The sequence below is a fragment of the Paraburkholderia sp. GAS33 genome (assembly GCF_050436645.1).
Lineage (GTDB): Bacteria > Pseudomonadota > Gammaproteobacteria > Burkholderiales > Burkholderiaceae > Paraburkholderia > Paraburkholderia phenazinium_B.
The window spans coordinates 1-25,476 of the sequence record NZ_JBNDMP010000021.1 but is presented as its reverse complement, the minus strand read 5'-3'; the positions used below and the strand labels follow the sequence as shown (position 1 = coordinate 25,476).

Below are 25,476 nucleotides of genomic sequence, written 5' to 3'. Positions count from 1 at the left end.
ATGGAACAACATGTTATGAACCGCAACTCCCCTCTCTTCGACAAAGTCCTCGGATGCCTGCTCGGCGGCTTCATTGGCGACGCCATGGGTACCCCCACGGAAAACCTCTCCCACGACGACATCCAGCAACGCTTCGGCTGGGTGCAGACCTTCTCCGGAGATGGAACAGACGACTCCCTGCTAAAGCACATCCTCTGCGAGACACTGGAGCGCACCGGCGGCCATGCCACGGCCGATGCCTGGGCCGCTGACTGGATTCGACACAGCCAAACCTTCGTGAACAGCAAGCTGTTCTTCGCCCCCGTGGTGGCGACGTTCTGGAAGCTCAGCGGGGAACAGGTGTTGCCCCGCGACGCAGGCGCGGGCAACATGGCCAGCAGCAGCTCGGCCATGTGCATCTCGCCGATGGGAATTGTGAATGCGGGCAATCCGCGCCAGGCCGTGCTAGAGACCTTCGAAGTCGCAGGTCTGATCCATCACAACTTCTGCCGCGACGGCGCCTGCGCCATGGCCGCGGCCGTCGCGCAGGCGTTCGTGCCGGGCACCAACGTCGAGTCGGTCCTGCGGGCCGCGTCCGAGTTTCTCCCCGAGCGCAGCGCGGAGGCCATGCGGGTGGCACTGCAATCGACGCTGGCCATGGCGCGCGAGAGCGCAGGGTATAAGGATTTCCGGGCCCGCTACTATAGTGCCGCCATCGACGTTCGGCGGCACTTCACCGATTCACGCGAGACCGTTCCCCTGGCGCTGGCCCTCGTGTGGCTGGCCGACGGGGACGCGCAAAAGGCGGTGGAATACGGCGCGAACTTCGGTCGCGATGCTGACACGATCGCCTCCATGGCGGGTGCCGTGGCAGGCGCCATGAGGGGCGCGAGCGCGCTGCCACAGGCGTGGCTCGACACATTGGGCTCACAGGCTGACAAGCAGCGCGCGCTGGCCGACCGGATGACGCGACTCGTGCATGCGCGGGCCGAGGCGGCACGCGCGGCTGCGCTGATCGTGCTGGAGACCTCGGCGTGACGCGCAAAACGTTGTTCATCACGGGCGCTGCAGGCGGCATCGCTACACACCTGCGCCGGGAACTGGCAGGCCGCTACCAACTGCGCCTATGCGATCTGCGGCCGATCTCCGACCTGAAGCCGCATGAGGAATTCGTCGCGGCGGCGTTGGAGGACCTGCCGGCGCTCGAAGATGCGATGCGCGGCGCGGACGCGGTGCTTCATCTGGGCGGCCTGTCCATGGAGGGGCCCTGGGACGAGGTGCTGCCCTCCAACATTGAAGGCAGCTATAACACTTTCGAGGCGGCGCATCGCGCGGGAGTTCGGCGCTTTCTGTTCGCCTCCAGCAATCATGCGGTTGGCTTCTACAAACGCACGCACACCATCAATCACGAGGTCGCGCTGCGGCCGGACAGCCGCTATGGCGTATCCAAGGCCTTCGGCGAACTGCTGGGCCGCCTGTACGCTGACAAATACGGCATGGATGTTTTGTGTCTGCGCATCGGCAACGTCAACGTACGCCCTCTGGACGAACGCCGGCTGGCCATCTGGCTCAGTCCTCGCGACATGGCGCAACTGGTCACGATCGGCGTGGAACATCCCGACATCCGCTTTGAGGTCGTGTATGGCGTCTCTGGCAATCGTCGCAGTTGGTACGACAACCGCAATGCCCACCGCTTGGGTTACCGACCGCTGGACGACAGCGAGACCTTCGCGCTGGAAGTCATCGCTGGCGCGCCCGAGGAAGATCCATGCGGCGCGCCCTACCAGGGCGGCGCCTTCGTGCACGAGGAGGCCTTTGCCAACCCCGCGCCCCTGCCCGGGCGGAGACCGGCACGCAAGGGTTCGGGCGCATGAGCTGGACATTCCCTGCGGGCGCATGCGACACCCATATGCACTTTTACGACCTACGCGTTCCGTCCGCGATCGGCGGACCGCCCCTGCCGGGCTGCTACACGGTGGCGGACTACCGCGCCTTGCAGAGTCGCCTCGGATTGCAGCGCGTCGTCGTCGTTCAGCCCAACGCCTACCAGTTCGATAACAGCGTCATGCTGGAGGCCCTGACGGAACTCGGCACGAACGCGCGCGGCGTGGCCGTGACATCAGCGAACACGAGCGATGCGCAAATCGACGCAATGACCCAGGCCGGCGTGCGCGGCCAGCGCTTCTACGCGCTTCGCTGGGGTGCATTGGGCCTAGACGCACTGGCCCCCTTGATGCCGCGGCTGCATGCGCACGGCTGGCACGCGAACGTCCAGTTGGATGGGCATGCCCTGGCCCAATGCGCCGGGTTGCTCACAACGTTGCCCTCCGATTGCGTGATAGACCATGTGGGCAAGTTCCTGCCGCCACCACGGGTGGATGATCCGGCCTTTACAGCGCTACTGCGGTTGCTCGACACCGGCCGATGCTGGGTCAAGCTCTCGGCTCCGTACGAATCATCAACTCGGCTGACTGGAACTCGCGCCTTCGATGATGTCGCCGCGCTGATCGGCGCGCTAGTGGCCCACGCGCCACAGCAGCTGCTTTGGGCCACCAACTGGCCGCATCCTTTCCCGCCAGCCGACTTCATTCCCGATGACAGTGCACTGCTGCGCTTCTTTCTGGACTGCGTGCCACGCGAGCAGGACCGTCGCCGCATCCTGGTCGACAATCCAGCGCGGCTCTATGGCTTCAGTTGAACGCCGGTTCGATCAGAACTGATAACACAAGTACTCAACGCATGTCTGCTGTCGATCACGCTGCAATGAGGTCCACGCAATGCAGATCTCTCCACCTTGCCCTCGGCTTTGCAACGACAGCAACACCAGTCGTCCAAGTCTTGGACTGCAGAAACCTGACGAAGCCGATGCAGTAGATGCCGCAGCGAAGAGCAACCAATGCTTTGTCGACCACAACAAATACAGCCAGATGGAGGAGTCCTTATGATAAACCCCAATGCTTACCCCACGCCCCGGCGCGCCTGGCTGACAGTATTCATTCTCTTGCTCGCTTACGTGCTGTCCTTCATGGATCGGCAGATAGTGTACCTACTGGTGGCCCCGATTCGGCGCGACATGGTACTGACCGACACGAAGATCAGCCTGCTGATGGGCCTGTCCTTTGCCATCTTCTACGCGATTGCAGGCATTCCACTGGGGCGAGTTGTCGACACCAAGAGCCGACGCGGCCTGATTTTCTGTGGGGTGCTCTTCTGGAGTCTAATGACTGCCAGCTGCGGCCTAGCAAAGGTTTACTGGCAGCTCCTGCTTATGCGTGTCGGCACTGGCGCTGGTGAGGCGACACTGTCGCCCGCTGCCTACTCCATCCTGGCAGACAGTTTCCCGCCCCAGAAGCGAGCAACGGCCATCAGCGTCTATGGAATTGGCGTGTACATCGGAATAGGCATGGCCTACTTGCTGGGGGGAGCGATCATCACGTGGGCGAATGCGCGAGGCGACGTAATCCTGCCGCTGCTCGGCCATATCAAACCGTGGCAAGTGATTTTCCTTGTACTAGGCGCCTTGGGCATCTTGTTCGCCCTGCCTCTTCTCGCCATCAAGGAACCCACGCGCAAGGGCGCTGGCGCTGGCGTGGTGGTGCCACTCAAAGACGTTGGTCGCTATATCGTCGGCATTCGCAAGGCCGTGCTCTCGCACAACCTTGGTTTTGGTTGTCTCGTCTTCGCGGCTTCTGGCGTCGGCGCCTGGACTCCGACGTTCTTGCTCAGGGATCATGGCATGACGCTGGGCAAAGTCGGGCTGTACGTAGGAAGCATTTCAATAGTCGCAGGCTCTCTTGGCGTTATGTCCGGTGGCCGCCTTGCTGACTATCTGGCGCGGCGCGGATTCCGGGATTCGAATATGCGCGTCGGCCTCCTCGGAGGCGTACTGACGGCGCTTGGCGGTGTTGGCTACTTGATCGACAACCTGACCTTGCTGTGGATCTTCATGTTCGTCTACACCTTTGCCGCAGCCATGCCAAACGGCGTCGCGGCCGCAGCGATTCAGGAAATCATGCCGAACTCCATGCGTGGACAGACTTCCGCCATCTATCTGCTCGCCGTGACGCTGATCGGACTGGGTCTTGGCCCCACCGCTGTGGCACTGGTCACAGATTATGTGTTCCGCGATGACATGGCCGTTCGCAACTCCATCGTTTGGGTTGGAAGCATTGCAAGCGGCTTGGGCGCGCTGCTGATCTGGTCTGGACTCAAGCCATATGCGCAAGCGCGCCAGACGCTTGAAGACTGGGGGGCCCAACACGGAAATTCAGACGGCCTGATACCTGCACCCCACGAGGGTACAACCTTGCAAAGAGCATCTCTGTGAGAAAACAAGAGTGGATAACTGAATAGATTCAAGCAGATCCGCTCCTGCCACGTCCGCACGTGGAATCCGCTTACATCGACGTAGATCTATTATGAGCAGCATATTGAAGCATAAAGCTATTTTGGCGATGTTGCGGGCCACCGTGGCTGGTGTTGTCAACTTTCAAAGCAGCGTTACGATGTATGGATGCGAAGTGCTGGAAGTCGGTCCCGGCGGATATCATCAGCGCCGACAACGAACCGCACAGGCCAAGCCGCGCCGAGATGTGAGTGACGACGCACTGCTTGCGCATGGCGTGGTTCCGGTACCGCCCTGGAGCCGGTGTAATTGTGTATAGCGACCGCGGCAGCCAATATTGCAGCGGCCTGTTTCAGGGCACGTTGAAGGCCTATGGCATGCGTTCGTCGATGAGCCGGCGCGGCGATTGTTGGGAATGCGCCGACTGAAAGTCTGTGGGGTTCGCTCAAGGTCGCACGTATGCACGGGCGGCACTTCGCCACGCGGCGTACCGCAATGGACGAGGTAATTGACTGGCTGGGCTTTTACAATGCACGCCGGTTACACTCGACGCTCAACTCAGTTAGCCCGATGACATTCGAGCAGAACTGGTTCGCAGCACAGCAAGGCAAGGCCGCATAACATCCTCGGTTACGGGATTCGCCAAACGGGGGCAAGGTCAATTCGATTGTGCCGGATGTATCCGAGTACAGCTGTCCGGTTGATGTTCAACTAATCAGTTACCCAGATCTGCCCAGCACCTATGAAGGCGAATTCCTATGGAGCGCGGACGCTAGAAACCCCGCACTCGATCAGTTCATCCAATATTTTAGGCCTTGATATCGCGTCCAGCGTCGGCGTGATCGGTTTCCCTCGTTGGGCGACCAGTCGAATCTCCGGGAGTCTGGCTTCGTGACTGGGCCTTTCCCGGAGGCGTTGTACATGACCTCGCAAGCCTGCCCTCCCTTGTATCAGCGCCTCACCCTGTCAGAGCGCGAGCGAGGACGCCAGGTACATGACGACTACCCAGCTCTTCCTGAGCGTGCTAGCCTTAAAGAAAAAGGTCTTCCAGCGTCTACTGCTGGACAGCCACTTTTGGGCGGAGACGGGAACATGAAACAGCAACTTTCTACCGATATTAAGTTTTCGGACTGCAGGGCTGCGCCATCGTCTATTGGCGAAGCGCGTGTCGAAGGCGATCTCAACAGCACCGCGCCCAGAGTCGTCTCCGCGCACCCATGTTCAACGCGAGTGTCGGCAGCTTCAGGGGCACAGGGAGCGTTGCTCGCAACGGGTCATTTTGGACGGGTGATGGGCTGTTGGACGCAGCGCAACATTGGATTGCATGCCCATGACGAGATCCAGATTACGTTCAATCTCGGTGCCGGTCCGCTGAATTACAGGATCGATGACACACTTGTAGTGGTGAAGCCCGGTCAAGGTGCAATCATTCCCTCTTGGGTGAAGCATTCGCGTGACGTCGACCCCACCCTACCAACATATCTGATTGTGATAGCGATTTCGCCTGCATGGCTTCGTGCACATGATAAAGCCGGCTATAACCTCAGCGGAGGCGTGGAAGTCTTTGCTGTGCCTCGCTCCCTCGCAGAGATCCTGGCGCATTTGCGATTGTCGTTGACAAATCCAGGGTTGGACGCGCCAGAGCAGGTGACGGCGCTCGTCGACGCGCTTATCGATGGCGTGGGCTCAATGGGCACATCCGCCCCGGTTCTCAATTCAGGGCGTCTGAAAGGCTATTGGGACAAGCGGATTCTGGACGCGGCCCACAGTATTCAGCGGTGTAACGGGCGAACAGATGTCGATCATCTGGCGAAAGAATACGGACTTTCAAGAAGCCACTTTTCCAGCCGGTTCTGTGCTCACTTTGGCTTTTCGCCACAGTTGCTGATTAACGCCGTCCGGATGAAAGCTGCGCTCCATCTTTTACTGGAGAGCGACGATTCGATTGCGACGATCAGCGATATTTTGGACTTTAGTATGCCCGGCCATTTCACCCGATTCTTTACCCGGCACACCGGTGAAACACCGATGTCCTACCGGACGAGAAACCTCACCCTCGAGTCACTGTGAGATTTGAATTCAGGAAGCCCGTGCAGTCTTGGTTCACTATGCCCACGTCCGATGAAACGCACAGTGTGTTGCCGAAATAGGCGGCGCATTCTTCATGCGCAGAAGCTCCATGGGGTACAGAGTACAAGAACGGCACAACCTCAACTTATCTTTCGCTAGGCTGCGCGCGAATTGCCAGGGCGACGCGGCGGGTATTGGAACTCGCTCCTAGGTTTGAGCGGGGTGCGTGGGTGGAGCGGGTGTTGCCGGTTGGAGGACAGGCAAGCGGTTCGCTACTAACAGAATAGCTCCGAGTACCAGCAGCCCGACCATCACATACAGACCGGCTTGTATGCTGCCGGTTGCGGTCTTGGTCCAACCGATGATCGTCGGACTCAGAAAGCCGCCTAGCAAACCGATCGTATTGATCAACGCAATTCCTCCTGCAGCTGCGTCGCCTTTCAGATAATCGGAGGGTATCGCCCAGAAGACCGTATAGGAGATCGACATCATGGCGGTGGCGCCGGTCATGAAAATCAGGGAGATCGCGAGTTGTCCGCTCGCCCACGTCGCGGCGGCTAGGGCAAGCGCACCAATCAGCGCCGACACCGCGCTATGCCAGCGCCGCTCGCGCTGGCGATCTGAACTGCGGCTACCAAGGTACATAGCGATTACCGCGGCGATGTAAGGGATCGACGAGTAAAACCCGATCTGCAGCGTGTCTTTCACGCCATTGGCCTTAAGGATCGTCGGTAGCCAGAAATTGACGGTGTAAATGCCGCAGATCACGCAGAAATAGGCCATCGCCATCAGATACACCCGGGAATCGCGCGCCACCTGCCTAAACGAGTGATGAACGACGGCGGGAGCAGCGAGGCCGCTTTCGAGCGTTCGCTTTTCTTGCGCCGACAACCACGTCGCTGAAGCCGGGCGGTCGGCGAGGAAAAACCATGCGACGACACCCAACATGATGCAGGGCAAGCCTTCCACTAGAAACATCCATTGCCAGCCAGCAAGACCGAAGGCCCCCGCAAAGTAAGTCATAGTCCAGGCTGACAGCGGCCCGCCTACCACGCCCGCTAGCGGCTGACCTATCATGACGATGGCAATGGCGCGTGCCATGCGCGCCTCGCCATACCAATAGGTGAGGTAAAAGAGCATGCCAGGTGCGAAGCCAGCCTCGAACACGCCAAGTAGAAAACGCAGCCCGTAGAACATCGTCACGTTGTGCACAAACAGCATCGATGCAGATGTTAGCCCCCAAAGCACCAGGATACGGCTAATTGTTTTGCGAGCGCCTAATGCGGGCAGTAAGAGATTACTGGGGACTTCGAACAACATGTAGCCCAAGAAAAAAATTCCCGCACCTACTCCGTAAACGGCGTCAGAGAAGCCGAGGTCGCTTTGCATCTGCAATTTCGCGAAGCCGATGTTGAGGCGGTCGAGGCAAGCGAACAGATAGCAGGTGACCAGAAATGGCAAGAGACGCCAGTTCAATCTGTTGTAGAGCACCGTGGTCTGATCAGCGCTCGAATTCGAAGAGATAGCAGACATGCACGTTCTCCAGAAGAGGCTCTGCAGGCGGACAGTGAATGACAGTACGGGATTCAGCCACCCATATCAACGTTGCCCCAAGCACCGCCTGCTCGGGCGGCGTTGGGGCTCAGGCAAACACCGGACTACTGTTTCATAAATTCTTCTACATGAAAGCAAGGTGACCGTTCGCCGCAATCGGTATAAGGCGAAGGGTCGCCACGCGGTGGCTCAGGGCGGTATGGCCGTGGTCCAGCACGTGGATCTTCCGACCGCGCGGGTTCGCCTCATAAGCACACCGGTTAGTTACACTGTGTGCAAGTTCTAAGCCACGGACGTGACCGAGCGCGATTGTGCGAGCGCGACGTGCGTCGCTTTTCACGGAGAGCGGAATCGAACTTTATTATCCAAATAGATTATTTACTAAGCCCTGAACGGATATTCATCTCCAGTTCAATCTGCTGCTCGATCAGTCGCCGTCCGCGCAAGCCAGGCGCATCGGACCGGGCATGGATTTCTGGGCCAATCCCACCAAGACTAACCATGGCCTCGCAGTACTTCACTCCCACCACGTCCTCATCCAACGCAGCGGCGATATCTGCTTTCAGTGATTCGGTAAGCTGTTGATCGCCGAGCCCGAAATTTCGACTAAACGCCCAGAAGTAGTGGGTCGTATTCTCTGTCTCGGGCGTAATCGCATGATTTACCCTAAGCGCGCCGTATGGTTTTCCAGGCTCCGCGCCACCATTTGCCGCACTATGGAAACTCGAGCCCGTGGAGTGCAACCCCGGAGGGAAGAAGTACTGGATCATAGTACGGTCGACCAGTCCAGTCATATTCAGTGTCTTTGCTAGCGGAAGGTGTTCGACCTTATCACTCTTGATAAAGCGGGAGACGATAAACTGACGCTCATCCTGCTTCATCTCCGCTTCGGTTTGGGCGATTCCGGGACCACCAATTGTGCTGCCGTGCAGGTAGCTCAGATGCGACAGGTCGAGCAAATTGTCATGCAGAAAGATGTATCGCGATTCGACCCGTTCATGGCCGCCGATCGTTGGTTGCCAACCTTCATCCGACACACGAAGGGGCCGGTGATCGGGAATCAGACTCTCGTCCGCAACCGATGGATCACCCATCCATATCCATAGCCACTCCCAGCGCTGCACCAGAGGATATTGGGCGACGCGATAGCTCGCTGGAATGTCCGATTGAGAAGGAATGCGAACGCACTTTCCACTGCAATCGAACGTGAATCCGTGGTATCCGCATTCAATCTGATCGTCGATGAGCTTTCCCTTGGAGAGGGGAAACCTTCTGTGTGGGCACCGATCGGCCAGTGCTACGGGATTTCCCTCTTGGGTACGGTAGAGAACCACCGGGACGCCCAATATCGTGCGGGCCAGCAACTCCGGGCCAACCTGATCAGACCAGGCCGCAACGTACCATTGATTCCTCGGGAAATTCACGTCTTTCTTGAGGGGATACATTTGCTCATCTCCGATATATGTAGTTGTACGTCCGCTTGCACCTTCGGCGCCCTATCGATGATCTCGCGATCGGCTACGCAGAACACCTGTGCACATAGAGACCGGTTTCCGCCGCCGCTATGCCCGACCGCTACAACACGGTTGAAGGTCCACCGGCATTCAGGTTCACCTTCGATCTGCTTTCATTAAGCGTAGTTATAGACGAAGGTTCGTGGATGCCGGTAACCGGAATGTTTGCAGAGTTACCCTTTTGTTTGCTCGAACAGCCCCCAGACGACAGCTTGCCGTGAGGGGAAGACTGGATCTCATGCGGTCCCGCGCGGAATGCCCGGCTTGATGCCGCGAATGTTGTCGTAGGGGCGCTCGCGTGGACTGCGGCAGAGCGAATATTGTCCTGCCAGTACGACTTCAACATCGATGTGTGCGCCAGCCGTAAACCAGGGCAGCCCCCTTCTCGTCCGGCATCTCAAGACGCACAACCATCCGCCGCATGTATCTTGACCGCAACTTCTAACTCAATCCACGACTCATTCCTTCACGACGCTCAGTTAGCACCCACCATTCGCCTCGAGATCCAGAAGGCCTCTCGCGCGCCCTGCGGACCCGCATAGCACCTGCGTCACACGTCAGCGCCACCGGTTGGATAGCGTCAAGCAGCACGGCCGGTTTACCGACAACCATCTTGGCCGGTCGACCGGGTTGATTGTCGGTGGTTATTCGGCCATGTTTGTCGCTCCTTCACTGTGGTTGTCGGTGGATGAATGTCGGCGCCGGCTGTTCTGTTTGTCGCTGGCGGTGCGACGGCGGTAGCTTTCGACATTCATCTCGAAAATCGTCGAATGATGGACGAGCCGGTCACACAATTACACCGGCTCCAGGGCGGCGCCGGAACCACGCCATGCGCAAGCAGTGCGTCGTCACTCACATCTCGGCGCGGCTTGGCCTGTGCGGTTCGTTGTCGGCGCTGATGATATCCGCCGGGACCGACTTCCAGCACTTCGCATAGCACCGAGACCGCCAGTGGCGTCGATTGCGCTCGATGAATGCGTACTTCTCATCGACTCCTTGGTGAAGTACGCGGCCGCCTAATGGAATGGTCTGCCCCACCTCCTGCGCGATACTAGGCGTGTCCACTCTGGGAGAGCGACCATGAACGATCACCGCGTCTATGTCATTGGCATTGATCTCGGCAAGAATTGGTTCCACCTCGTAGCGAACGACGAGCGAGGTACGAACTGTTCCGCAAGAAGTTCAACCGAGGCCAACTGGCAGAATTTCCGGTCACGGCACCCCGATGCTTGATCGCCATGGAGGCGTGTCCTGGATCCCAATTCTGGGGGCGACGGTTCCAGCAGGCGGGCCACGAGTTGCGCATTATCCCGGCCCAGTTTGTGAAGCCGTACCTCAAATCGAACAAGAACGATTTCAACGATGCTCAGGCGATTGCGGAAGCTGCAAGTCGCGGAAGCATGCGCTGTGTTCCGCTAAAGACAACTGATCAAATCGAGCTACAAGCATTGCATCGAGTTCGCCAACGATTCATTGTCGAGCGAACCGCCGTCGTCAACCAGATGAGAGCGCTGCTTCTCGAGCACGGCATTGTCATACCGGTTGGGCGTGCTCTCTTCGCTCGACGCCTGCCAGCAGTATTAGCCGATCCCCAGAGCGGCTTATCGCCACGACTGAGTCAGCTCATTGCGCGGTTGCGTCAGCGATGGCTGGCCTTGGACGAAGAGATCGACACGGCGTCGGCTGAAATTACCCGGATCGCTCGTGAATCGGACCTCTGCCGACGTGTCTGCACGGTACCCGGCGTCGGGCCGGTTGTGTCAACGGCTCTTATTGCTGCAGTCGGCAATGGTGCTGCGTTCAAGCGGGCTCGCGATATGTCAGCCTGGCTCGGCCTTGTAACGAAGCAATACTCAACGGGAGGCAAATCGAATCTTGGTGGCATCAGCAAGCGCGGTAACACCTATTTACGGATGATGGTGATCCAAGGCGCACGTGCTTTGATGATACACATGAAGCGCGATCAGTCCCGAATGGGCTTATGGCTTCGCGAGGTCGAGCAACGTAGTCATCCGCACGTCGCCCTAATCGCACTGGCCAACAAGATCGTCCGTATCTGCTGGAAGGTGTTGACCAGCCAGCAGTCCTATCGACCGTTTGCGGAAGCACCCGCAGCTGCCTGAGCAAGTCCGAGCACTACCGTCCTGTTTTGCGAGCCCTGCATAGCTGATGACACAGAACCGTTGACCGGCATGCCGAAAGCCCGGCTAAAAAAGCAGTCTTTAATGACGGAACGCTTTATTGGGTTAGGTGTGCGCGGATTCCATCACGGCCAGCAGTCTCGAACTGCGCGAACAGGCCGGATACATTCACGCAAACGATGTTCTGTCGAGACGGCTAGACAGTCCTTGCAAACCTGGGGCAGACCATACATTTTTTAAAATATCCCGCTCCATCTTCAGGCGAGCCACTTCGGCACGCAGCCGCGCCAGCTCCATCTGTTCCGGGCTCACGGGCTTCGTGCCCGCTCCCGTCAGTTTGCCTTCCCGGTCAGCCTTTACCCAGTTGTACAGCGTCTGTTCGACCACACCCAGTGTCGCTGCCACCGCTGCCATGCTTTGCCCGTCCTTGACCAGCCGCACCGCTTCCAGCTTGAACTCGAGCGTGTACTGCGCTCGCTTTGCCTTGCTCGTCATCGTTCCTCTCCTTGCTTGAGTTTACCTGCTCAGCAAGGGATTCGTTTTTCGGGGGCAAGCTCAGCTACGATTCTTTCTCTGCGGCTGCTCCTGCCCTCACGCATGGATTTCGTTCCGGTCACATGGGATGCGATGGGACGAGGACGCGAGCCGTCGCATTCGACCACGGCGAAGTAGAGCAGGAACTAAGTGGTGTCCCGATATTGCGGCACTCGAAGGCACACGCAAGGGCATTGGCAGCACGTACACGGTACGACATCATCTGGATGAATATCGCTTATACGATCATTCGATTTCCCGACAACGCCTCTCTTTGCCACACTGTTTCCAGATAAATCAATGCGTTTTCTGTACTGATACACCTAGAGCAGAAAGGAACAAACAGAGAGGCAACATGAATCCTCGAAAGATCGTTGATTCACATCACATGCGGCTGCAAACGATGTGTCGTGGTGAGCTACCACGCACCCTTCTCTAAAGTGATGCGCTTCAGTCTTTCGGGCTCGGTTGCTGGTATCGGCGAGGTTCCAGTTGCTTGGTTCAAACGGCGAATCAGTCCCGGCAATCTCAAGTCAATGCGAACGATTCAATCCCATGATCTGATTGACCTTCCTGGTGCCCTTCACTTCTCCCCCAACGGCCTTCTCGGATTCACGCCACGGTTCGGAAAAAGCACGAAAGAGACAAACATGAGAAACATTGCTTATAGGCGCTTTCGTTCGCGTCCTTTCATCACAATTTCGTCATCGAAAATGCCGGCGCTCGCCCGCAAGGCAAATCGTGCGCCGAAGCACGTAAAGATCGACCCGATTACCCCGTTCGAGGGCTTACTCGGACGACTCGAAAACCCGGTGCTCTGATCACATGATGATGGTCGACTTTCAGGAGGCGAGGCGGGTTGCGTTGGCGGTGCTTGACTCGGCCGGTGTCCCACTGGCCCACGCGACGTTGCAGGTGGATCTGTTGCTGGAGGCGGAGCTGCGCGGCCGCTCCTCTCATGGGCTGCTGCGACTCAAGCGCATCGTCGAGCGAATTCACAATCGCGTTGTGGACCCACTCACCAACGGCTCACACCACTGGCGCGGCAACGTGCTCGAGGTGGATGGGTACATGGGCTTAGGACCGGTGGTTGCGGTTGCCGCATTAGAACGAATTTCTGAGCGAGCTGTTGCAGCCGGCATAACAATGGCCGCCATAAAAAACAACAACCACCTTGGAATGCTGGCTTGGTACGCAGACCGCATTGCTCGACAGGGGCAGATCCTCATTGCGCTGTGCAACAGCGAGGCGCTAGTGCACCCTTGGAACGGACGACGTGCCATGCAGGGCACCAACCCGTTTGCTATAGGTATTCCGCTCGTCGGGGAGCCTTTCGTGCTCGACATGGCGACCAGCCTGGTTTCGATGGGCGAGATACACCACCATGCCAACCTGAACCGCCCGATTCCGTCCGGCTGGGCATTGGACGTGTCTGGAGAGCCAACCACCGACGCTCACGCTGCCAAACGGGGCGCTATCGCGCCGTTTGGAGGCGCCAAGGGTTACAGCCTCGGTCTCGGCTTCGAGGTGCTGATCGGCGCCCTAAGCGCTTGCGCGCTGGGGCCGGGAGTGCATGGCACGCTTGACTCGGACCAAGTTTGCAACAAGGGTGACATCTTCATCGTAATAGACCCAGGTGCCGACCAAGGTCGCTATGCGGCCATTGAGACTTATCTTGACGCAGTGCGCGCGTCTGGTTCCCCCGACGCTGCCGTGCAGGTGCCAGGCGATCGCGCGCTCGCATCTCGTCGCGAGCGTTTGTCCAATGGCCTACCGCTCGATGATCAGGTATGGCATGACCTCCAACTGCTCGCGGCTTCGCGCAAGCGTGATTGAGAAAACGACCATGAATAATTTCGGCATTGCCCGGACCGGCCAGACCGTACTTTTCGGCTGGGGTCAGCGCCACGCGCTGCCTCGCCTAGTCAAGCCGCTCGGGAATCGGGCTTTCATCTGCACAGACGATCGCTTCCCCCAAGACCCGTTGCTTTCCGCATTGGCGACCGACATGCGCAGTGAAGGCATTGCTGTCGAGGTGTATGACGCAACCGTTGCAGAGTTGCCGCTCGACTGCATCCTGGATGCCACTTCGCAGGCCAGAGCTTTCGGTCCGGCTGTCGTCGTCGGAATCGGAGGTGGAAGTTGTATGGATTTGGCCAAGCTGGTCGCCTTGGCGTTGAGTCATTCGGGCGAAATGTCGGCGTTCTACGGCGAATTTAAAGTGCCTGCCCCGGTCCTCCCGGTCATCGCGATACCGACCACCGCTGGCACCGGCTCCGAAGTAACCCCGGTTGCTGTACTCGCAGATCCAGCACGTGACATGAAGGTCGGGATATCCAGCCCTTACCTGATTCCACAAGTAGCGGTTTGCGACCCCGAGCTCACGATGAGTTGCCCCCCACAGCTCACCGCCATCGCGGGCGCAGACGCAATGACACACGCCATCGAGTCCTTTACCGCGATTCGACGCGAGCCGACTGCCGAACTGGGTTTGAATCAGGTGTTTGTCGGAAAAAACGTCTTTGCGGACGCGCACGCACGCCTTGCAATCAATGCTTTGGCCAGCAATCTCGCGACGGCCGTGAAATCTCCAAACGACCGATCGGCGCGCGAGCGGGTAATGCTCGGCGCGCTCGCCGCCGGAATGGCCTTCGGAACCGCAGGGACTGCAGCCGCCCACGCCATTCAATACCCTGTCGGCGCCGTCACGCATACAGCGCACGGACTCGGAGTCGCGACCCTAATGCCTTATGTAATGGAATTCAATCTGCCGACTTGTCTACCCGAGTACGCAGAGATCGCACACATTTTTGGTGTTGCCGAAACAGATCACTCGGACGAACAACAGGCCAAGCGCGGCATTGACGCTGTTCAAGCGCTGTTCGCTCAAATTGGTGTGCCCGAGTCGCTCGCAGACCTTGGTCTCGCGGGAGACAAACTCGATTGGGTCAGCAAGCAGTCAATGTCAGCTGCCAGACTCGTCAACAACAATCCGCGGCAGCTCAGTCGCGAAAGTATCAACAGAATTGTGCGGGCCTGTTTCGAAGGAAAGCGCGATCAACTCAGAGGTATCTAGCAATGAATGATAGATCTATCGACTCGTCTCCAGCCCACTGGTCAACACATGACTTCGACTCGCTTCCGTCCGACCTTTTTATCGGCGGCGCATGGATGCCGTCGACTTCCGGTAAACGGATTGACGTCATTAATCCTTCCACGGAGAAGACGATCGCGTCCGTTGCCGACGCAACGGTCGAAGAAGGTATTGCCGCCGTTACGGCGGCTGCCAATGCTGCTCGTGCGTGGGCGGCGACGTCGCCTCGTCATCGCTCCGAGATCTTACGCAAGGCGTTCGAGCTGATGACGGCGAGACTCGACTGGTTCGCGAAGTTGATCTCCATGGAGAATGGCAAAGCGCTGTCGGACGCGCGCGGCGAAGCGGCCTATGCGGCAGAGTTCTTCCAGTGGTACGCCGAAGAAGCCGTGCGAATTGTCGGTGACATCCGGCTCGCACCGAGCGGCGCCAATCGCATGTTGGTCCAATACCAACCTATCGGCATTTCTGTGCTGGTCACGCCCTGGAATTTTCCGGCCGCGATGGCGACTCGCAAAATCGGTCCAGCACTGGCAGCCGGATGTACTTGCGTGCTAAAGCCGGCGACGGAAACACCCCTCACCGCCTATGCGATGGCAGCGCTTCTTCAGGAAGCTGGCGTTCCACCTGGCGTAGTCAATGTAGTGACAACGTCAACGGCCGGGAAGGTGGTCGGCGCGATGTTGCATGATCCGCGTGTTCGAAAGCTGTCCTTCACGGGATCGACTGAGGTCGGTCGAATTTTGCTGCGGCAGGCCGCTGATCAGGTCATCAATTGCTCGATGGAACTTGGTGGCAATGCACCGTTTATCGTCTTCGATGACGCGGATATCGACGCCGCGGTTGGAGGCGCAATGGTTGCGAAAATGCGCAATGGCGGAGAAGCATGCACAGCGGCAAACCGTTTCTACGTGCAGCGTGGCGCCGCTGAGCATTTCTCCGCGGCGCTGACCGCGAAGATGAGCGCACTGAAAATCGGTGACGGCTGCGCGGCCGAGACTCAACTGGGTCCCTTGATCAACAGTGAATCACGCGACAAGGTTGCGCAATTGGTCGCCGACGCTGTCGCCAAGGGCGGGCGCGTACTGACAGGTGGCAAAGCGCCCGCACGTGACGGATATTTTTATCCGCCCACGGTCATCGTAGACGTTGCCGACGATTCCAGGTTGCTGGATGAAGAGATCTTCGGGCCGCTCGCGGCAATCGTTATCTTCGATTCTGAACAAGAGGTAATCGACAAGGCCAATCGAACGGAGTATGGCCTCGTGGCCTACGTGTATACGAAAGATCTCGCGCGTGGGTTGAGAGTTTCGGAGGCCCTCGAAAGCGGAATGATCGGCCTCAATCGTGGATTGGTTTCCGATCCAGCTGCACCTTTTGGAGGCGTCAAGCAAAGCGGGCTCGGTCGCGAAGGTGGGCACCATGGCCTTCTCGAATTCATGGAAGCGCAATACATCGCCACAAGCTGGTAGCCAACACCCAGTCTCATTTCATCTCCGAATTGTTTTCATATCAACATTCGATTTCAAATCAATCGATTGTCTTGAGAACATTGGCTAATAGCGACCACTCGAGTACGAATCAAATGAATATTAAAGACGGTTTGCGCATTGCGGTGGACATTGGTGGGACCTTCACCGATTGTGTGATGCTGAGCGAGTCGGGTTCACGGTTGACGGCCAAATCGCTGACGACATACGACGATCCATCTAGGGGCGTCATCGACTGCCTCGATATGGCGGCAAAGCGGCTAGAAATTACCACGCCGGAACTTGTCAGCCGCGCCACGGAATTCGTTCACGGAACGACTGTCGGCACCAATGCACTGACTGAGCGGCGTGGCGCACGAACTGGAATGTTGATGACCGCCGGTCACGAGCAGACGATCACAATTGGCCGGGCCAGGCAAAAGGTGATCGGCCTTTCGGAACGAGAAAAGACCCATGTCACGCATTTGGAGAAGGCGACACCTCCGATAGTTTTGCCGGAGGACATCCGTGGAGTGATCGAGCGCGTGGACCGTGATGGGAGAGTTCTGGTCGAACTCAATCTTGATAGAGCAAGTCGTGACGTCGATCACCTCGTTGAAACAGGTATCGAGGCATTGGCCGTGTGCCTGCTGTGGTCATTCAAGAACCCGTCACACGAGCTTCAGCTGCGCGATCTGGTGAAGAAGCGACATCCAAAACTGTTCACGTCAATTTCATCTGAAGTGGTTCCCCGCACCGGCGAGTACGAGCGCAGCGTCTCAACCGCGTTCAATTCCTATATTGGACCGGTTGTCGGCGAATATCTTGTGCGTCTGGAACGTAGGCTCAAACAGCTCGGCATGGGATGTTCGTTGCTCGTCGTGCAGTCGAGCGGCGGCCTGTGCACCGTCGACTCGGTCCTCGGGCGGCCAATTCTCACTGTCGACTCGGGGCCTGCCGGAGGTGTGCTCGGAGCCCGGTTTTGTGCCGGTCTCATCGGCGAACAGAGCGTTATCTGTGCCGATGTTGGCGGTACGACTTTCGACGTTGGCCTGGTATTCGAAGACAAGGTGCAGATGGACCCGGCACCGGTGATCGGCAAGTATGCGTATCTTGTTCCCAAGGTGTTCGTCAAATCGGTTGGTGCTGGCGGTGGCAGCATTGGCTGGCGCGATGACGGCGGTAGTCTGCGAGTCGGGCCTCGAAGCGCCGGATCAACGCCCGGGCCGGCCGCCTATGGTGGTGGAGGTCTTGAGCCCACTATCACCGATGCACACGTCGCGCTTGGCTACCTCGATCCAGACTTCTTGCTTGGGGGCAAAGTCCGGCTCAACAAGACTGCGGCCGAGACCGCACTTGGAGCGTTGGCGAGAAGCGTCGGGCTTTCGATTACTGACGTTGCTGCCGGCATGATTGAGATTTCGAACGCTCAGATGGCGGACTTGGTTCGCAAGGTGACAGTCGAACGCGGGCTCGATCCACGTAATTTCGCGCTGTTCGTTTATGGAGGTGCGGGGCCGGTATTTGCATCGTTCTTGGCCGCGCAGGTCGGTGTCAAGCTGGCTTACATACCCGCGGACTCCGGCGTCTTTTCCGCACTTGGCATGTTGACGACCGACATTGCCCTGCAGGAGGAGCAGTCTGTAGCGCTGGAGCTCCCGATCGACGCTAACGCGCTGGCCGGGCTGAATGAGTCTTTCGCAAGCCTCGAGCGCCGCGTGTTGCAGCGCTTTTCCGAAGCCGGACTGAACGACCAACCTATAACGTTGCGGCGCGCGGTCGAGATGCGATTCGGGATGCAAGTCCATGAGCTTGAAGTCGATATCAGGCCTGACGAACTGACTGCCAGCGATATGGAGAAGCTAAAGCAAGACTTCATTCGCACCTACGAGATGACTTACGGGAAAGGTAGCGCGTATGTCGAAGCCGGAATTGAACTGGCCACCGTCCGTTTGACGGGGACGATAGACATCGTGAAGCCATCGCTCGAAGTCGCAAATGGAAAATCGGCGGGCGACTCCCTAGTTGGGCGACGGTCTGCATATTTCAGGTCGAGCGGTGGGTTCATATCAACAGCCGTCCACTCCGGTGATCGGCTAAGGCCTGGGCAGCATCTAGATGGTCCCGCCATTATCCAGCGCTTCGCTGACACCGTGGTGCTGCCGCCCAATTCACACGCTGAGGTTGATCGCAATGGCGGTATTACATTAACGTTCGGGAGAGTCGCGCATGCAGACGTCTAAGACCATCGACATGGTCACCTTCGAGGTGCTTCGGCACCGGCTCTGGGAAATCAATGATGAAATGGGGCTGATTGCAGGCCGCATCTCCGGCTCACCTGCCGTCTACGAGTCGGGCGACTTCAACACGGCGATTCTGACAGCCGAGGGAAAGGGACTTTTCACCGGCGTATATGTCATTCGGCAAGCTGCCGCACTGGACATCGTCGTGCAGTCTGTGCTTCACGACTTCGAGGGGAATATCAACGAGGGCGATGTATTTATGACCAACGACCCTTGGTCCGGCGCACTGCACGCCATGGACTACGCGGTCGTGTGTCCTGTCTTCTGGCGCGAAACCCTCGTTGCCTGGACGGGTATCGTCATGCACGAGATGGATGTTGGCGGCCCACGTCCCGGAAGCTGGAGTGTGGGAGCCACAACGGCATACGAGGAGTGTCCCTTAATGCCTCCCGTGAAAATCATTGAGGCTGGTGTCTTCAGGAAGGACATCGAGTCCATCTTCTTGAGAAACACACGGACTCCGGAGGTGAATGCTCTAAACCTTCGCGCAAAGATTTCAGCGCAGACGACTACTCGCGACCGCCTGCGTGAGATCATTCGCGAATATGGGCTGGATGTGTTTCTCGGCGTTCAGGACCAAATCCTGGGCTATGTTCGCCAGAGGATACGCAAGCGGCTGGCCAATATGCCCGACGGTGAGTGGTTCGCCACAGCCCTGCTGGATCACGATGGCGTCCAGAATTGCCTCTACAAGATGAAGCTGACGATGACAAAGCTTGGGGATCGTCTCACCTTCGACTTCACCGGGACCGCAAAACAGGCACCGGGTTCCATTAACTGCGCGTATAGCGGCCTGGTAGGCGGCGTAACACAAGTGCTACTGCCCCTTCTTTGTTTCGATTTGCCATGGGCGCATGGCGCCCTCGCGGAATGCATCGAAATCATTTCGGAAGAAGGCACCCTCAATAACTGTCTATTTCCGGCCGCAACCAGCATGGCAACACTCAATGCTTCCCAATCGACAGGGAATCTCGTCTGGGAGACCATGGCCCGCATGTACGGGTGCTCGGAAGACCTGCGCGACGAAGTCATCGGCTTGGGCTATGGCGGAGCCAATATGGCGGTACTGGCAGGAACCAAGCTAAACGGTCGCCCGTTTGTCAACATGTTTACCGACTCGGTTGGCGGGGGCGGAGCACGTCCGTTCGGAGACGGCGTCAATAGCTGCGGCAATCTAATAGCGCCATCGTATGGAATTCCCAATGTCGAACGGATCGAAGGACTCTTGCCCGTATTGTATGTATATCGCAAGGAGCGAAAGGATACCGCTGGAGCCGGCATACATCGTGGCGGTGTGAGCCTTGAATACATGATTGCGCCGCACGGCGTAGGTTCCGATATCAATGCTGTCTTCTTTGCAACGGGTTACAGCCATTCAGAAACGAAAGGCGTAGCGGGGGGCCTACCCGGATCAATCCAGCGGAATTTCGTTCTTCGCAACACGGACTTAGCCGAGAAATTCAAAGCAGGTCGATTGCCAGGGGGCCTCGATGAACTCGCAAGCGAGAAGATAGAAGTCCCCGAAGCCAAGGACGTTGCCGATCTTGGTGTGTCTGACGCGTGGATCAACTTCTGCTCTGGCGGCGGCGGATATGGTGACCCATTGATGCGACAACCGGATCAAGTTTTGCGCGATGTACGTCTGGGCTTCTGCTCCGCTGGTGAAGCCGAGGTCCTATATGGTGTCTCAGTGGTGGAAGGTTTAGGTGCGCGAATTGACGAAACTGCCACCACCCTGCTTCGTCGCAAGACGCGTGAGGATCGCATGACATCGGGCGTTCGCCTGGGCAACGATTGGGATGGCGATGAACCATTCAGCGGAGCGCAAATGTTTCGCGTTGGCGAAACTCTCGCCGTTAGAGCCTCGAGGTTCGGCCCACTACTGGGTTGCACCAATTGCGACCGCGCATTCGGCCCTGCCAATGAGGATCCGCGACAACGAGCCTTGATGTTGGAGTCTCCACTGTCGAGTTTGAGCGAGTCCAACCGATACCTCAAAGATTCAGAAATTGTCCTCCGGCGATATTGCTGTCCAGGTTGTGGCACGATCTTTTCAACCGATGTGCAACAGAGTGACGACGATCCGCGAGCACCCGAAATGCGATTGCGTCTCGACGCACTGATCGTCTGACGCGAGGAATATCGGCGAGCGGTTCTTTGGCTCGCCGGTGATGCACAGGAGAATTGCGGACCACTCAGCGTGAGAACGTGAACTCTGGATGAAGTTCAAGACGTGCGAATCTGTATTTCTCGCCGTCTTGAATGAAATCGCATTTCACGACAAAGATTCCCAGCGGGGTGCGAATTTCCACTGGCTTTATCGGCAGTTGCCCGGAGTCATTGCCGTATGCTGTCATGTACGCCACAGCTGACGGTTGTTCGCCTCGGCTCGACGTGAACAGAAAGTTGCTGACTACGTGACGAATGATGTAGGTCGGGGATCTCATACATAGGGCCGCCATGATTTCTTCCCGGCCTTTCAATTCCTTTCCCTGGCGAAGCCAGACCCCGTTCTCTTCGAAGAGATTGACGAGCCCGTCGTAGTTTCGCTCGTCTAGATCGTGAAATAACCGTGCGACGATTTGCTGGCATTGCCATTCAACTTGGTACATGGGAGCTTACCTCTCGGATGCGACGGGATTGACGAGCGTGCCGATTGATGAGATCTCGACTTCGACGGTATCTCCGACCTTCAGCCACAGCGGTGGCTTACGCACAAAGCCGACGCCTTCTGGCGTGCCAGTGGCGATCACATCCCCGGGTTCCAGACGAGTCCACCCGGAGATATAGGAGATTATTTGAGCAACGTTGAAGATCATGTCGTCGACGCCTTTGTGCTGGACTTTTCTCCCGTTGATGCGCGTCGCCAGGATCAAGCGCGACGGATCGGGAATTTCGTTCGCTGTCACGATCCAGGGCCCCAACGCTCCCGTCTTCGGGAAATTCTTGCCGGCAATCAGCGACTGCTTTAGCTGAACATCCCGGATCGAGCCGTCATTGAAGCAGGTGTATCCGAAGACATGCTCCAAAGCATTCTCCTCGGTGATGTGGCGACCAGCCTTTCCAATGACTATGGCGAGTTCTCCCTCGTAGTCGAAATCGTCTGAAATCAACGGCTTTTGCAAGGGTTCATGGTGGGCAACAAGCGTGTCGCTCGCTCGCATGAAAACCGAAGGGAAAGCTGGGAGTTCAAACCCGCCTTCCAAAGCATGTGCCCGATAATTTAGCCCCACGCAAATGATCTTGTGCGGATCTGGAATAGGCGGTCGCAGGATGACGTCCTTCAACGCAAATGTCTGCCCGCGAGCACCCAAACTATCTGCACTCAAACCGGCGGCAATGGCAACGCGCAGGCTAGGTTGTGGAGGGTTCTGGCACGCACCGAGGTCGACGATCGTTTCGCCTTCGACGATGCCGTACGATTCGGTGGATCCGTTCGAGTAACTGGTGATTTTCATGCGGTCTTGTATCTCATTGATCTGGTAGAAAAACGCGGGCTTGTATGCGCTGTTGCCGTAAGGGAGATCGCTGATCTATCCCGCGCAAACTTCCGGGAAAATGGTACGGCGGCTTGCATTCCTACTCAAATCGATTGAACATATGAACGTCATAATCGGCATGAATTTCCCTACCAGTGGAGCTGCAACGTGAACCTCGCCGGCGTGGATCTAAATTTACTGCTTGTATTCGATGCGCTGATGATCGAGCGCAGCGTGACTCGGGCAGCGAGTCGCGTTTGTCTGAGTCAACCAGCTGCAAGTGCCGCGCTTGGCCGCCTTAGGCATCTGATGAACGATGAGCTCTTCGTCCGGCACGCCGATGGCATGCATCCAACACAACGCGCCCTTGAACTCGAAGGGCCGTTGCGTCGTGCACTGCTTCAAATCAACGAGGCGCTCGAACCACAGACATTCACGCCAAGCAAGTCTTCGCATAGCTATCGAATTGCCTTCAACGATCTCGGCGCTGCTATGATGATGCCATTGCTTACGTCTCGCCTCGCTCATCTCGCCCCAAACATCGGTGTCGTTGTGGAGCATGCTGACGGCAACCACGCAATAAGTCGTGTTGAGGGCGGCAAGGTCGACATGGCCATGGGGCTATTTGATGCGAGCGGTGTCGCTTATGACTTCGAGAAGCTCTACGACATCCCATTCTCCTGCGCCATGCGCTTCAATCACCCTCTGATTGGAAAATCCATCAGCGTGGATGACTTTTGCGCCACACCGCAACTCGCGATCGCCCACGACGGTGGCGCTAGCACGATGCTGGACAGACAACTCATAGCGCTCGGCAAGCGTAGGCGCCTCGCCTTTACCGTCCCGCACTTTTTGTCCGGACTCTTTGCATTGAGCAACTCCGACCTCATCGCAGTGCTTCCGAGCAAGCTCATCAGACGTTTTGGTGCCGCCGCGGGTATTCGGGCTGTGGACATGCCCTTCACGCGGATTCACACGACGTGCGGCCTGATTTGGAACACCCAAAACGCCCCGAGCCCACCAAACAAGTGGATGCGATCGGTGTTGCGCGACATCTGCAGCGAATATCATCTTGACCGGTGGGAGGTAGTCGTTGCCGGCACAGCCACCACAAACTGACTGGAGTAGCCCCTTGATTCTCAGGACACGAGACACCCCTTAAAATAAGAGGGAGTCTTGTGACTAGTTTCAAGCCTAGGCAAATCGTGGAAAGCATTGAAGTTCTGACCGAGCCGGAGCGCCGTCGTCGGCGTTCGGTCCAGGAAAAAGTAGCCATCGTGCAGGAAACCCTGGAGCCGGGAGCAACGGTTTCAGCAGTTGCCCGTAGACACGGAGTGAACCCAAACCAGGTGTTTGCGTGGCGCAAGCAATACGAGGAAGGCAGCCTGGCAGCGGTGAAAGCTGGAGAAGCCGTGGTGCCTGCTTCGCAGTTGGCCACGGCGATGAAGGAAATCAGGGAACTGCAGCGTCTGCTTGGCAAGAAGACGCAGGAGGCAGAAATCCTGAAGGAAGCAGTCGAGTATGGCCGCTCAAAAAATGTATGGTCCGCCCTGGTTTTGCAAGCGGGCACCGACGAACGAAGCAGTTTGCGTAAATGTATCCGGCCTCTCGCAAGTCAGCCGCTTTTGGCGGCAAGGCCATGATGGGATATGCGCGCTCGGTTCCCAATAACTGGACCGGCCACGAAGGCCGCTTTTTTGGACCGGGCTTACCGAGCGCCGTTGCACTGTTTCGTCATCAATTACTCGTCTGCAAACTTTGAAGAGAGTGCGGCTACCTACAAGATACGTGGCTGGCGCAGGTAGAACGTTCCTTGTCGCGTGAGAATGGTCCACGCGATACGTGCAAGCTTATTGGCAAGCGCGACTATGACCTTGTTCCTGTGTATGCCCTTCGCCTCTATGTCGGAAATCCAAACCCCAAGATGATCTTTGGTCCGATCGAGATGCAGCACACATGCGCGCGCACCATGGATCAATAGCTTACGAAGGTAGGGGTTGCCCCGCTTGGTGATGCCGAGCAGGTGCTGCTTGCCTCCGGTAGAAAACTCCCGGGGAACAAGACCGAGCCACGCAGCAAAATTACGCCCCGACTTGAACTGGGTACCGCTGCCGGAGAAAGCTGTAATGGCGGTTGCTGTCAGGTGAGCGATTCCTGGTATGGATGTTAGCCGCGTTGCAACATCGTCTGCTCCGGCGATAGCTTCGATCTGGCGTCGCAGTTGCAACAGGCGCGCCTCGATTGACCGATACTCTTGCCATAACTCCTGCAAAAGTTCACGCATGGCAGTCGTCAATCCGTTGGTCTCGTCAGACAGGATGTTCGGGATATCGCGCACGAAGTACGCAGCTCCCGTGCCGATAGTCAGGCCATATTCAAGCAGGAAAGCACGAGACTGATTGATGACGGCAGTCTTGCTGGACACCAGTCGCTGCCGGACACGATGCAGCGCCTGCAGATCTAACTGGGCTTCGGTCTTTGGCTGCGTAAAGCGCATGGTGGGGCGTGAAATTGCTTCTGCGATCGCTTCTGCGTCGACGATATCAGTCTTGTTGGACTTGATGAACGGTTTGACGAATTGCGCAGGCACGATACGAACCTGATGCCCCTGGTCAACAGCCTTGCGTGCCAACCAGTTACTGCCGGGGCAAGCCTCCATACCAATGATCGTCGGAGAGGCGCGGGCAAGGAATTCAAGTAACCGTTCGCGGTTGAAGCGGCCTTTGAACACGGGCTCGCCGTTATCATCGAGACCGACGACATGGAAAACGGATTTCCCAATGTCTATGCCCATGCGGGCGATTGAAGTCGTGCTACGTTGACTCATGACACACCTCCGGGGGTGAGGATCGGCGTCAGCGTCGATTATGCCCCTGTGGGAAGGGCGGACCATCCTATTACTGGATTGCGCGCTCGCCCTTACTGCCCGGGGACGACCAATGAAAACGGTCTGCGATGTTCTCGGCGTGGCGCGCTCTGCTTTGGCAGTCAGAA

The 25,476-nt window shown here is 57.7% G+C and carries 18 protein-coding genes and 5 pseudogenes; 15 read left to right on the top strand and 8 right to left on the bottom strand.

Translation table 11 applies throughout. The features are described 5' to 3' along the window. Nucleotides 1-15 precede the first annotated feature (15 nt). The 6 genes and pseudogenes from P3T24_RS36505 (at nucleotide 16) to P3T24_RS36480 (ending at nucleotide 6,394) form a co-directional block, all read left to right on the top strand. Nucleotides 16-1,017, top strand: a complete 1,002-nt coding sequence (locus P3T24_RS36505) for an ADP-ribosylglycohydrolase family protein (RefSeq protein ID WP_074265603.1) — start codon at nucleotides 16-18, stop codon at nucleotides 1,015-1,017. Beyond that, the gene (locus tag P3T24_RS36500; protein ID WP_429441633.1) at nucleotides 1,014-1,853 is read left to right on the top strand and encodes an NAD-dependent epimerase/dehydratase family protein; all 840 of its coding nucleotides are present in this window, start codon (nucleotides 1,014-1,016) and stop codon (nucleotides 1,851-1,853) included. The genes P3T24_RS36505 and P3T24_RS36500 overlap by 4 nt, the downstream gene beginning before the upstream one ends. Further along, nucleotides 1,850-2,677 carry an amidohydrolase family protein gene (locus tag P3T24_RS36495; protein ID WP_074265604.1) on the top strand — a complete coding sequence of 276 codons (828 nt, stop codon included), beginning with the start codon at nucleotides 1,850-1,852 and terminating at the stop codon, nucleotides 2,675-2,677. Before P3T24_RS36500 ends, P3T24_RS36495 begins: the two co-directional genes overlap by 4 nt. Before the next feature lie 243 nt (nucleotides 2,678-2,920). Beyond that, nucleotides 2,921-4,306, top strand: a complete 1,386-nt coding sequence (locus tag P3T24_RS36490; RefSeq protein WP_074265605.1) for a spinster family MFS transporter — start codon at nucleotides 2,921-2,923, stop codon at nucleotides 4,304-4,306. A gap of 269 nt (nucleotides 4,307-4,575) precedes the next feature. Next, a pseudogene (locus P3T24_RS36485) lies at nucleotides 4,576-4,945 on the top strand (transposase); the annotation flags it as partial. Nucleotides 4,946-5,416: 471 nt separating this feature from the next. Then, on the top strand, nucleotides 5,417-6,394 hold the full coding sequence (locus P3T24_RS36480; protein ID WP_429441631.1) for a helix-turn-helix domain-containing protein: 978 nt from the start codon (nucleotides 5,417-5,419) through the stop codon (nucleotides 6,392-6,394). 207 nt (nucleotides 6,395-6,601) lie between these two features. Here the strand turns inward: P3T24_RS36480 and P3T24_RS36475 are convergent, their stop codons facing one another. The 4 genes and pseudogenes from P3T24_RS36475 to P3T24_RS36460 all read right to left on the bottom strand — a co-directional run. After that, on the bottom strand, nucleotides 6,602-7,927 hold the full coding sequence (locus P3T24_RS36475; protein WP_429441629.1) for an MFS transporter: 1,326 nt from the start codon (nucleotides 7,925-7,927) through the stop codon (nucleotides 6,602-6,604). Between the two features lie 395 nt (nucleotides 7,928-8,322). Next, nucleotides 8,323-9,393 (bottom strand): aromatic ring-hydroxylating dioxygenase subunit alpha, encoded by a 1,071-nt coding sequence (locus P3T24_RS36470; RefSeq protein ID WP_074265608.1) that lies wholly within the window; start codon nucleotides 9,391-9,393, stop codon nucleotides 8,323-8,325. Between the two features lie 713 nt (nucleotides 9,394-10,106). Next, a pseudogene (locus P3T24_RS36465) lies at nucleotides 10,107-10,250 on the bottom strand (ATP-binding protein); the annotation flags it as partial. A gap of 41 nt (nucleotides 10,251-10,291) precedes the next feature. Next, a pseudogene (locus tag P3T24_RS36460) lies at nucleotides 10,292-10,473 on the bottom strand (IS3 family transposase); the annotation flags it as partial. 116 nt (nucleotides 10,474-10,589) lie between these two features. Between P3T24_RS36460 and P3T24_RS36455 the strand changes: the two are divergent. Further along, nucleotides 10,590-11,585, top strand: coding sequence for an IS110 family transposase (locus P3T24_RS36455; RefSeq protein WP_429441627.1), 996 nt, complete (start codon nucleotides 10,590-10,592; stop codon nucleotides 11,583-11,585). A gap of 252 nt (nucleotides 11,586-11,837) precedes the next feature. Here P3T24_RS36455 and P3T24_RS36450 read toward each other — a convergent pair. Continuing rightward, nucleotides 11,838-12,098 (bottom strand): annotated as a pseudogene (locus tag P3T24_RS36450) (transposase); the annotation flags it as partial. Nucleotides 12,099-12,547: 449 nt separating this feature from the next. Between P3T24_RS36450 and P3T24_RS36445 the strand changes: the two are divergent. From P3T24_RS36445 to P3T24_RS36420, 6 genes are all read left to right on the top strand, one after another. Continuing rightward, entirely contained in the window at nucleotides 12,548-12,958 is a 411-nt protein-coding gene (locus tag P3T24_RS36445; RefSeq protein WP_429408673.1) for a hypothetical protein, read from the top strand. A 4-nt stretch (nucleotides 12,959-12,962) separates the two neighbouring features. After that, nucleotides 12,963-13,973, top strand: coding sequence for an Ldh family oxidoreductase (locus P3T24_RS36440; RefSeq protein ID WP_254368873.1), 1,011 nt, complete (start codon nucleotides 12,963-12,965; stop codon nucleotides 13,971-13,973). 10 nt (nucleotides 13,974-13,983) lie between these two features. After that, nucleotides 13,984-15,213, top strand: a complete 1,230-nt coding sequence (locus P3T24_RS36435) for an iron-containing alcohol dehydrogenase (protein ID WP_429441659.1) — start codon at nucleotides 13,984-13,986, stop codon at nucleotides 15,211-15,213. Nucleotides 15,214-15,215: 2 nt separating this feature from the next. Continuing rightward, nucleotides 15,216-16,703: an NAD-dependent succinate-semialdehyde dehydrogenase gene (locus tag P3T24_RS36430; protein WP_429441657.1), complete on the top strand. Its 1,488-nt coding sequence runs from the start codon at nucleotides 15,216-15,218 to the stop codon at nucleotides 16,701-16,703. Between the two features lie 113 nt (nucleotides 16,704-16,816). Then, nucleotides 16,817-18,943, top strand: coding sequence for a hydantoinase/oxoprolinase family protein (locus tag P3T24_RS36425; RefSeq protein ID WP_429441625.1), 2,127 nt, complete (start codon nucleotides 16,817-16,819; stop codon nucleotides 18,941-18,943). Next, entirely contained in the window at nucleotides 18,930-21,134 is a 2,205-nt protein-coding gene (locus P3T24_RS36420; protein ID WP_429441623.1) for a hydantoinase B/oxoprolinase family protein, read from the top strand. The genes P3T24_RS36425 and P3T24_RS36420 overlap by 14 nt, the downstream gene beginning before the upstream one ends. 64 nt (nucleotides 21,135-21,198) lie before the next feature. Here the strand turns inward: P3T24_RS36420 and P3T24_RS36415 are convergent, their stop codons facing one another. Both P3T24_RS36415 and P3T24_RS36410 read right to left on the bottom strand, forming a co-directional pair. After that, nucleotides 21,199-21,615 (bottom strand): nuclear transport factor 2 family protein, encoded by a 417-nt coding sequence (locus tag P3T24_RS36415; RefSeq protein WP_074265614.1) that lies wholly within the window; start codon nucleotides 21,613-21,615, stop codon nucleotides 21,199-21,201. Nucleotides 21,616-21,621: 6 nt separating this feature from the next. Continuing rightward, nucleotides 21,622-22,461, bottom strand: a complete 840-nt coding sequence (locus P3T24_RS36410) for a fumarylacetoacetate hydrolase family protein (RefSeq protein ID WP_074265615.1) — start codon at nucleotides 22,459-22,461, stop codon at nucleotides 21,622-21,624. Nucleotides 22,462-22,650: 189 nt separating this feature from the next. On the opposite strand from P3T24_RS36410, the gene P3T24_RS36405 reads away from it, so the two are divergent. Then, nucleotides 22,651-23,601, top strand: coding sequence for a LysR family transcriptional regulator (locus P3T24_RS36405; protein ID WP_074265616.1), 951 nt, complete (start codon nucleotides 22,651-22,653; stop codon nucleotides 23,599-23,601). Nucleotides 23,602-23,696: 95 nt separating this feature from the next. Next, nucleotides 23,697-24,050, top strand: a pseudogene (locus P3T24_RS36400) (transposase); the annotation flags it as partial. Nucleotides 24,051-24,259: 209 nt separating this feature from the next. Here P3T24_RS36400 and P3T24_RS36395 read toward each other — a convergent pair. Beyond that, the gene (locus tag P3T24_RS36395; RefSeq protein WP_429441620.1) at nucleotides 24,260-25,309 is read right to left on the bottom strand and encodes an IS110 family transposase; all 1,050 of its coding nucleotides are present in this window, start codon (nucleotides 25,307-25,309) and stop codon (nucleotides 24,260-24,262) included. Between the last annotated feature and the right edge of the window lie 167 nt (nucleotides 25,310-25,476).

Excerpts from the sequence above, each read along its gene's own strand:
- P3T24_RS36435 (WP_429441659.1), top strand. The coding sequence starts at position 13,984 with ATGAATAATTTCGGCATTGCCCGGACCGGCCAGACCGTACTTTTCGGC.
- P3T24_RS36430 (WP_429441657.1), top strand. The coding sequence starts at position 15,216 with ATGAATGATAGATCTATCGACTCGTCTCCAGCCCACTGGTCAACACAT.
- P3T24_RS36475 (WP_429441629.1), bottom strand. The coding sequence starts at position 7,927 with ATGTCTGCTATCTCTTCGAATTCGAGCGCTGATCAGACCACGGTGCTC.
- P3T24_RS36490 (WP_074265605.1), top strand. The coding sequence starts at position 2,921 with ATGATAAACCCCAATGCTTACCCCACGCCCCGGCGCGCCTGGCTGACA.
- P3T24_RS36395 (WP_429441620.1), bottom strand. The coding sequence starts at position 25,309 with ATGAGTCAACGTAGCACGACTTCAATCGCCCGCATGGGCATAGACATT.
- P3T24_RS36410 (WP_074265615.1), bottom strand. The coding sequence starts at position 22,461 with ATGAAAATCACCAGTTACTCGAACGGATCCACCGAATCGTACGGCATC.
- P3T24_RS36440 (WP_254368873.1), top strand. The coding sequence starts at position 12,963 with ATGATGATGGTCGACTTTCAGGAGGCGAGGCGGGTTGCGTTGGCGGTG.
- P3T24_RS36470 (WP_074265608.1), bottom strand. The coding sequence starts at position 9,393 with ATGTATCCCCTCAAGAAAGACGTGAATTTCCCGAGGAATCAATGGTAC.
- P3T24_RS36425 (WP_429441625.1), top strand. The coding sequence starts at position 16,817 with ATGAATATTAAAGACGGTTTGCGCATTGCGGTGGACATTGGTGGGACC.
- P3T24_RS36415 (WP_074265614.1), bottom strand. The coding sequence starts at position 21,615 with ATGTACCAAGTTGAATGGCAATGCCAGCAAATCGTCGCACGGTTATTT.
- P3T24_RS36505 (WP_074265603.1), top strand. The coding sequence starts at position 16 with ATGAACCGCAACTCCCCTCTCTTCGACAAAGTCCTCGGATGCCTGCTC.
- P3T24_RS36495 (WP_074265604.1), top strand. The coding sequence starts at position 1,850 with ATGAGCTGGACATTCCCTGCGGGCGCATGCGACACCCATATGCACTTT.
- P3T24_RS36480 (WP_429441631.1), top strand. The coding sequence starts at position 5,417 with ATGAAACAGCAACTTTCTACCGATATTAAGTTTTCGGACTGCAGGGCT.
- P3T24_RS36420 (WP_429441623.1), top strand. The coding sequence starts at position 18,930 with ATGCAGACGTCTAAGACCATCGACATGGTCACCTTCGAGGTGCTTCGG.